7 protein-coding genes and 1 pseudogene are annotated in these 8,560 nt (G+C 64.6%); 3 read left to right on the forward strand and 5 right to left on the reverse strand.

The genetic code is table 11. The features are described from left to right. Nucleotides 1-330: 330 nt before the first annotated feature. Nucleotides 331-555: pseudogene (locus NKI38_RS32855) on the forward strand (3-keto-5-aminohexanoate cleavage protein); the annotation flags it as partial. A gap of 16 nt (nt 556-571) precedes the next feature. Here the strand turns inward: NKI38_RS32855 and NKI38_RS32860 are convergent. After that, nucleotides 572-2,089, reverse strand: a complete 1,518-nt coding sequence (locus tag NKI38_RS32860) for an AMP-binding protein (protein WP_502899414.1) — start codon at nt 2,087-2,089, stop codon at nt 572-574. A gap of 24 nt (nt 2,090-2,113) precedes the next feature. Continuing rightward, nucleotides 2,114-2,929, reverse strand: coding sequence for a p-hydroxycinnamoyl CoA hydratase/lyase (locus tag NKI38_RS32865; protein ID WP_352664957.1), 816 nt, complete (start codon nt 2,927-2,929; stop codon nt 2,114-2,116). A 127-nt stretch (nt 2,930-3,056) separates the two neighbouring features. Between NKI38_RS32865 and NKI38_RS32870 the strand changes: the two genes are divergently transcribed. After that, nucleotides 3,057-3,530: a MarR family winged helix-turn-helix transcriptional regulator gene (locus tag NKI38_RS32870; protein WP_352664959.1), complete on the forward strand. Its 474-nt coding sequence runs from the start codon at nt 3,057-3,059 to the stop codon at nt 3,528-3,530. Nucleotides 3,531-3,567: 37 nt separating this feature from the next. Here NKI38_RS32870 and NKI38_RS32875 read toward each other — a convergent pair whose 3' ends face one another. The 3 genes from NKI38_RS32875 to NKI38_RS32885 form a co-directional block, all read right to left on the reverse strand. After that, nucleotides 3,568-4,674 carry a serine hydrolase domain-containing protein gene (locus tag NKI38_RS32875; protein ID WP_352664961.1) on the reverse strand — a complete coding sequence of 369 codons (1,107 nt, stop codon included), beginning with the start codon at nt 4,672-4,674 and terminating at the stop codon, nt 3,568-3,570. Between the two features lie 172 nt (nt 4,675-4,846). Beyond that, nucleotides 4,847-6,448, reverse strand: coding sequence for an ABC transporter substrate-binding protein (locus NKI38_RS32880; RefSeq protein WP_352664963.1), 1,602 nt, complete (start codon nt 6,446-6,448; stop codon nt 4,847-4,849). 54 nt (nt 6,449-6,502) lie between these two features. Continuing rightward, entirely contained in the window at nt 6,503-7,636 is a 1,134-nt protein-coding gene (locus NKI38_RS32885) for an NAD(P)/FAD-dependent oxidoreductase (protein ID WP_352664965.1), read from the reverse strand. A gap of 139 nt (nt 7,637-7,775) precedes the next feature. On the opposite strand from NKI38_RS32885, the gene NKI38_RS32890 reads away from it, so the two are divergent. Further along, nucleotides 7,776-8,393 (forward strand): helix-turn-helix domain-containing protein, encoded by a 618-nt coding sequence (locus NKI38_RS32890; RefSeq protein ID WP_352664967.1) that lies wholly within the window; start codon nt 7,776-7,778, stop codon nt 8,391-8,393. Nucleotides 8,394-8,560 lie beyond the last annotated feature (167 nt).

Below are 8,560 nucleotides of genomic sequence, written 5' to 3' on the forward strand. Positions count from 1 at the left end.
CGCCGCCGGTCAATCCGAGCCGACCAAGAGACCGATCCTGCCTCAATCAGATGGCCTTCATATATGAATAACTTTCCCCGGACAGTCCTGCCCCTCGTGGGGGAGATGTCCGGAAGGACAGAGGGGGCGCTGTCCCGCTGACCCGAGTAGTCAAATCTTTTCTTTGACCTGCCTCGCAGTAGGTAGCAGTTATGAAGTTAGATCAGAGGGGCTGGCGATCCGTCACGCCCCCCTCTGCCCTGCCGGGCATCTCCCCCACGAGGGGGGAGATTGGCAGTTCTACCGCCGCGCGATTAGATTGCCGCTTCCCTTGTCCGAGGTGAGACGCACGGCATCGCCGCCGTGCTCGAACGCGCCGGGGTGCGGCGGCCGATCCTGCTGCACGGCGCCGACGCCACCGTCTGGCCGTTTGTGGAGCTTGCGCGGCGCAAGCGCTGGTCGACGCGGGTCGGGCTGGAAGACGGCAAGACGCTTACGGACGGAACTGTGGCGCAGGACAATGCGGAAATCGTTGCTGCTGCCGTGGCGATTTTTCGCGGTGCGCCCGCGGGCTGAGCGGCGGAGAGGCGCCTCAGGTCTGTCCGGCCGGTGCTGTCCAGCTGCGCAAAATGTGTTTCTGGATCTTGCCGGATGCGGTGCGCGGCAGCGCATCGGTGAGCAGGAATTCCTTCGGCACTTTGTAGCGGGCGATGCGCTCGCCGCAGTGGCTTGCCAGATCACCCGGATCGAGAACGCAACCTGACTTCAGCACGACAAAGGCGCGCCCGATTTCGCCCCAGCGCTCGTCGGCGATGCCGATCACTGCTGCTTCGGCGATGTCGGGATGGTCGAGCAGCGCCATTTCGATTTCGACCGGATAGACGTTCTCACCGCCGGAGATGAACATGTCCTTGAGGCGGTCGACGAGGGTGACGAAGCCTTCCTTATCCCGCCTGGCAATGTCGCCGGTGCGGAACCAGCCGTCGGCGGTGAAGGCGCGGGCAGTCTCTTCCGGCCGGTTCCAGTAGCCCGGCGTGATGCTGGGGCTGGACAGCCATATCTCGCCTGGCTCGTCGGTGGCGACGTCGCGGCCATAGCCGTCGACGATGCGCAGGCCGATCATCGGCGCCGGCAGACCGGCCGAGCCCGCCTTGCCTGTGATCCGGTCGGCCTCGACCGGCATGCCGAGCACGGTGCCGGCCTCGGTCATACCGAAACCATCGGCCATGCGTACGCCTTGTGCCAGCCACCAGAGGATGTCGGCAGCAGGATTGGGCGCGCCGCCGGTGAAGATAGCAGTGAGCGAGGTCAAGTGCGCAGGCGCAAAATCGGTATGGTCGCGCAGCATCCTGGCCATCTGCGGCACGCAGAAATAATGGGTGATGCCAAGCGCAGGATCGGCGAGGCGGCGGTTGGTGACGCCGGCGTCGAAGCCGGACGAGATCAGCACCGTGCCGCCCTGCAAAAGCGGTGGACGCAGGCTGGTGATGAGGCCGATGACATGAAACATCGGCGCGTCGCAGAGGAAGACGCTGGCATTGCCGACCCGCCCCAGCACGCCGAAATTGACCGCGGTGGCGAAGGCGTTGGCCTCGGTGACAACAACCCCTTTCGGCCGGCCTGACGTGCCCGAAGTGTAGAGGATGATCGACGGCGCATCGCTGGCCGGCAAGGGACGGCGCGGTGCCAGCACCTGCGCCTCGACCGCTGCCGCGAAGGCAGTGACTTCGATTGGCGTGCAGCCCTTGGGCAGCACCGTTTCAAGGACGGTGTCATGCAGCAGCAGGACCGGATCGCAATCGGCCAGGATCGCCTGCCGTTCGGCACTGGCGAGCCGCCAGTTGAGCGGCACGAAGATGGCGCCGAGCCGCATCGCTGCCTGCTGCAGGATGAGGAGGTCGGCGCTGTTGCGGGCAAGCGTGGCGATCCGTTGTCCCTGTTCGATACCATAGCCGGTTTCGAGGACCCCGACGGCGCGCTGGATGGCCTCGTCGAGAGCGGCATAGGTCCAGCGCCGGCCGGTTGCCAGATCAACGCACGCAATACGATCCGGCTGCGTGCCGGCATGCAGGGCCACGGGATCTGGCGTCGTCCAGGCCGGCATTCGCATCTCCTCCCAGATTGCGTCGGTGGTTTATCGCGCCTTGTCGTAGGCGCCGAGACCCGGCTTGTAGCTCTTTTCGTCGATAAACTGGCGGATGCCTTCCTTGCGGCCGTCATTGTCGTGGGAATTGGCCGCCTCCTGTGCCCGCACCAGATAATCTTCGGCATTGTCGTAGGTCATCTCGGCTACGCGGCGGATGGCGTCTTTGGTCGCCTTCAGGGCAATCGGGTTCTTCTTTAGCAGGACGTTCGCAACCTCGGTGACGCGCGCCTTGAGGTCGGCCAGCGGCAGGCTTTCGTTGACCAGCTTCCAGGCCGCGGCCTTCCTGCCATCGATAAGCTCGCCGGTCAGCGCGTGGTACATGGCGTCGCGCATCGACAAAAGGTCGACCACCACCTTGGTGGCGCCGCCGCCGGGCAGGATGCCCCAGTTGATCTCCGACAGAGCGAACTGCGCCTCGTCGACGGCGAAGGCGAGGTCGCAAGCGAAGAGGGGGCCATAGCCGCCGCCGAAACACCAGCCATTGACCATGGCGATGGTCGGCTTGCCGTACCAGCGCAAGCGCCGCCACCAGCCATAGGCTTCGGACTGCGCCTTGCGGATGGCACCAAGCCCCTTGGCTTCGGTCTCGCGAAAATACTCCTTTAGGTCCATGCCCGCCGACCAGGCGCTGCCTTCGCCGGACAGAACCAGCACGCCGACGTCGTCGCGGAATTCAAGCTCGTCGAGAACCTCCATCATTTGCCGGTTGAGCGCCGGGTTCATGCAGTTGCGCTTGTCCGGCCGGTTGAAGCGCACCCAGGCGATGCCATTCTCGATGTCGAAGGCAACAGTCTCTTCGGTCATGGTTCATGTCCTCCCATTCCGCCTTTGATATTGGTAGAAATTGCTATGTTGCATAGCTATCGTGTTTGCTATGTCGCATAGTCTTTTTCGCTTGACAAGGTCTTTGATCGCGGTGATCGCTTGCAGCATGGACGATACAAAGGTTCACACCAGCCGCAGCGCGCCAGGCGCTATGGCCGAAGACGCACTCGATGCGCAGATCGGCTACAATCTCAGGCGCGCCTCGGCCTTTGCCTTGAATGATTTCGCGGTCGAACTGACTGACGCGGCGCTGCGTCCGGTCACCTATGCCATGCTGGCGCTGATCGACGAGAAGCCCGGCATCCGCGCCGCAGAACTGTGTCGGCTGCTCGGCATGAAGAGCGCCAACATGGCGCCGTTGCTCGCTGAACTGGAAGAACGCGGACTGGTCGAACGCGACGACCATGCCGGGGACAAACGCGTGCAGGTGCTTGCCCTGACGAAGGCCGCCAGAGCGGCCATGCCCGGATGGCGGCAACAGGTTCGCCGGCACGAGGACCGGTTCCTGCACAGGCTGACGAAAAAGGAGCGGGCAACGCTGCTGCGGTTGCTACGCCTGATCTGGACGGACGACGACTGAGGGGGGGCTGCCTCGGCGGTGCGGGATAGTCACTGCGTTATCTCTCACCCAGAACAATCCGGATCGCCTCGTCCACCACTGGGTGCAGCCCACTCGCCTGAAAGGACAGCCGGTTGCCGGAGCCGACATTGCTGGTCATGGCGATGGTCAGGCTTGAGAGCGTGTCATGCAGCATGACGGCGACATAGCCGGGGATGCTGCCCTGATGGCCGTAGAAGGCGCGGTCGGCGTAGGCGCTCTGGAACATGCCGGCACCGGTCTCGCGCATGCGGGTGCCGGGGAAGCTTGCCGGCACGCGATGTTCGAACATCTCGGCGAAGAAAGGCGGCGACAGCAGTTTTCCGGAAAACAGGCCGTGCATGAAAGCCACCATGTCCGACGGCGTCGAGACCATGTCACCGCAGCCATAGGCGGCCCCGAACGGGAAGGAATCGGAAGAATCCTGCAATTCGTCGGAGTAGGGCAGAACGCCGTCCATGCGCCACATCTCGCCGCCCGAGGCGATGTCGGTGGGTGCATTCGCCGCCGGCGGCGGCCGGTGGTAGTAACCACGCACCATCGATTTTTCCGGAAAGGCTTCGGTGGCCGGCGACCAGGTGTTTTTCAGGCCGAGCGGCTGCAGCACGGCGCTCCTGACATAGCCGCCCAGCGACTGGCCGGAGGCGGCCTCGATCACCATGCCGGCCAGCACATAACCGGTGTTGTTATAAACGGCAGGTCCGTCAGGCGCTTTCTGCTTGTCGGAGGCGAAGGCGATGTCGACCAGCTGCCGCGGCGTCCACTGCCGGCTCGGGTCCATCGGAATGTAATATTCGAACTCCGGCAGGCCGCTGCGGTGGTTGATCAGCTGTCGCACCGAAATGTCGTTGGCGCTGGGCAGATCCGGGAACCAGGAAGAGATCGGCGCGCCGAGATCAAGCTTGCCGTCCTGGGCGAGTTTGACCAAAGCGGCGGCAACGAAGGTCTTGGTACAGCTGCCGATCTTGAACAACCGATCGGGCAGGATGGCGACGCCGTGCTCCCGGACGGCCAGGCCGGCGGTGACGGCGGTCGGTGCGGCGCCGTTCAGGGCGTATGCCAGCGAGGCGCCCACGGCGCCGTCCGCGAGATAGGCATTGAGGAGGGCGTTCAGGTCTTCACGCATGGATCACCTTTCTTCCTTCTCCCCCTGTGGGAGAAGGTGGATCGGCGCACAGCGCCGAGACGGTTGAGGGGTGTTGGAAGAAATGAGGCGTTGGTGTTTTCTGGAGCACCCCTCATCCGTCGCCTTCGGCGACACCTTCTCCCACAGGGGGAGAAGGGAAAGAGCGCCGGCTTCACTCCGCCATATCGACCGCGGCAAAGTTCTGCCGGCCGAACGGATCGAGCACGTAGTTGAGCACGCTTTTGCGGATCGGGATCGCCACCACGGAATGGGCGATCGGCGCTACCGGTACCTCGACCTTCAGGATCGCCTGCGCCCTGGCGTAGATCTCGGCGCGCTGCTTGGGATCGGCGGCGACGCGGCCTTCCTGCAGCAGCTTCTCGAAGGCCTGATCGCACCAGCGCGAGCGGTTGGAGCCGCCCTTCACGCCGTCGCAGGAGAGCAAATAACTCAGCATGTTGTCGGGGTCGCCATTGTCGCTGCTGCCGCCGAGCAGATAGGCGTCCTGTTCGCCCGCAGCGGTGCGCTTGAGATATTCGCCCCATTCGAAGCTGACGATCTCGGCCTTGACGCCGACTTTCGCCCAGTCGGCCTGGATCATCTCGGCCATGCGCTTGGCATTGGGGTTGTAGGGGCGCGACACCGGCATCGCCCACAGGCTGATTTTCAGGTCGCTTTCGTGGCCGGCCTCCTTCAGCAGCTTCTTCGCGCCTTCGGGATCATAGTCGATGCCGGCATCGGTGACGGCACCGATCTGCGCCGGCGGCACGACGCTGCCGGCCACCGTGCCGGCGCCGGCATAGACGGCATCGACGATCGCCTTGCGGTCGACGGCCTTGGCCAGCGCCATGCGCACGCGGACATCGCCGAGCGGCTGGTGCTCGACATTGAAGCCGAGGATGCCGATGTTCTGGCCCTTGAGATCGAGCACTGTGATATCGGGATCGGTGCGCAGATCGGCGACGGCGTTGGGCGGCGGCGGGGCGGCGACCTGGCACTCATTGGCCTTGAGGCGCTCGACACGGGTGGTCGGCTCGGGCGTGACGGCGAAGACCAGCGTGTCGATCTTCGGCGCGCCGCGCCAGTAATCCTTGTTGGCGGCGTAGCGGATCTGGCTGTCGGGCACATAGGCCTGCAGCACGAACGGGCCGGTGCCGACGGGTTCGGAGTCGATCAGTTCCGGCGTGCCGGCTGCGGCCATCTTTTCTGTCTGTTCCAGCGACAGGATGGAGAGATAGTCGAGCGCGATGCCGGGCAGGAAGGTGACGTTGGCCGCCGTCAGCGTGAAGCGCACGGTGTGGTCGTCGACCTTGTCTATCTTGTCGATCAGCGTGCCCATGCCCAGCGCATTGAAGTACTCGTACGCGCCGCCGCCGAGCTTGTGATAGGGATTGTTGGCGTCGCGCTGGCGATTGAACGTGTAGAGCACGTCGTCGGCGTTGAAATCGCGCGAGGGCGTGAAATGGTCGTTCGACTGGAATTTCACGCCGTGGCGCAGGTGGAACGTGTAGGTCTTGCCGTCGGCTGAGACTTCCCAGCTTTCGGCCAGCGCCGGCCCGACTTCGGTCGTGCCGGGCTTGAACTCGACCAGCCGGTTGAAGATTGTCTTGGCGGCGGCATCCATGGTGGAGTCCGCCGTGCCGATTGCCGGGTTGAAGGTCTCGGGATTGGCTTCCGAGCAATAGACCAGGGTTTTGGCGTAGGCCTGTCCGCCGAGAAGGACGGATGAGGCCAGCAGGGACGAGGTAAGCACTGCGCGCAGAACGGATTTCATCGCAAACGCTCCTGATGACACTTTACGGGTTGAGGAAGGGAAGGTCGGTGGACTTCATGGCGTCGCCGCCGCGGTGATGAAACGGTCGGGCGCCAGCGCCGCCGTGCTGACGCCGCGTGCCGCGAGATCGTCGGGCAAGGGCTGGCCGCGCAGCAGCGCCGAGCCCAGCCGCGCCAGCGTCAGCGAGACCTGGAAACCGTAGCCACCCTGGCCGCCGAGCCAGAAGAAGCCGGGCAGGCGCGGGTCGAAGCCGACGACCGGACTGCGGTCGGGTGAAAAGGTGCGGAGGCCGGCCCAGGGCGTCGAGGGACGGCCGATGCGCAGTGATGTCGCCCGCTCGATGCGGTCGACGGCGATGGCGACATCGATGTCTTCCGGCCAGGCGTCGCAGGGTTCGGAATCGGTTTCGTCGGCCAGCGAGCCGATCAGCCTGCCGGCGTCCGGCTTGAAGTAGAACTGTTCGTGCAGGTCGACCACCAGCGGCCAGTTGGCTATGTCCGTGCCAGCGGGCGGATCGAACAGGAAGGCGGTACGACGCTTCGGCCGGAAGCCGAGGCCGGGAAGGCCGGCCAGCCCCGCGACGACATCGACCCAGGCGCCGGCGGCGTTGACGACGATGTCTGCCTGATAGGCGCCGGCATGGGTGGTGATGCTGAAGCCGGCTGCCGTGCGCGCGATCTCGAGAACCGCTTCACCGGTGCGAATGGTGCCGCCGCCCGCCTTCAATACCGAGGCTGAGGCCGCCAACATTTTTGCCGTGTCGACATCGAGCGCGCCGGGTTCATGCACGCCGCCGCAGGTTGTTTCGGTGGCGATGACCGGCACCAGCGCGTTGACCTGCGCCGCCGACAGGCGCCGCACGCTCGGCACCAGCGCCTGCATCTCGGCCGCCATGCGGTCAACCGCTGCACTGTCCTCGACACCGCCGACATGCAGCGCGCCGCGTCGGTGCGCGGCGAAGCCGCCATCGACGATTTGCTGCCGGCTGGCCAGCGACAGCGCTCGCACCAGCGCATTGCCGTAGGTCTCGGAAAACAGCGCCGCCGAGCGGCCGCTGGCGTGGTAGCCGAGATGTGGCTCGCGCTCGAGCACGGTGACCTCGGCCCGGGGCTGCACGGCCGCCGCCAGCGACAGGCCGGCGATACCGCCGCCGATGATGACGATTTTCTGGGAGGACTTCGACTGCATTCGATAGGCGTAGAAATAATTTCGTATCCAGTCAATATTTAGCGTATAAGAAAATTATTAGCGTTGTTGATAGCGACAGGGAGTTGGACTACCTAGGGTAGATCAGCGGCGAGAGCGAAGCCGCGCCATGGAGTTGACGATGTCGGAGCAACCCAACCTCGGTGATTGCCTGCGCGGCTTGAGGAAAACGCATGGCTGGACCTTGCAGGAGGTCAGCACGCTGACCGGCGTCGCGGTGTCGACGCTGTCCAAGGTCGAGAACGACCAGATGTCGCTGAGCTACGACAAGCTGCTGCAGATCTGCGAGGGGCTGGGCATCCATGTCACCGAGCTGCTCAGCGGCGACCGCAAGCAGCCGGCTGCGCGCACGCGGCGTTCGGTGACGTCGCAGTCGAACACGCTGCGTCAACTGACCCGCAACTACGACTACCGCTATCTGGCCACCGATTTGGTGCGCAAGCGCATGGTGCCGATCCACGCCTATGCGCGCGCCCGCACGCCGCAGGAATTCGGTCCGCTGACCAGGCATGCCGGCGAGGAATTCCTGATCGTGCTCAAGGGCGAGATCGAACTCCACACCGACCAGTACGCACCGGTGCGTCTGAAAGAGGGCGAAAGCGTCTACATCGATTCCACCATGGGCCACGCCTACCTCTCGGTGGGCGAGGGCGACGCCGAGATGCTGTGCGTCTGCTCCGGCGACGAGCCTGACATGGAAGGCACGCTGCTGAGCGTGCTGGAGACGGTGGAGGGGTAGGGCGGGCAGGCCCTAACATTCCCGATATTTGCGCCGCCCCTCATCTGGCTGCCGCCATCTTCTCCCCGTGAACGCAGGACTGTCCGGGGAAAGTTATTCATATATGAAGGCCATCTGATTGAGGCAGGATCGGTCTCTTGGTCGGCTCGGATTGACCGGCGGCGGCT

Source organism: Mesorhizobium sp. M0621, assembly GCF_040320745.1.
Taxonomy (GTDB): Bacteria; Pseudomonadota; Alphaproteobacteria; order Rhizobiales; family Rhizobiaceae; genus Mesorhizobium.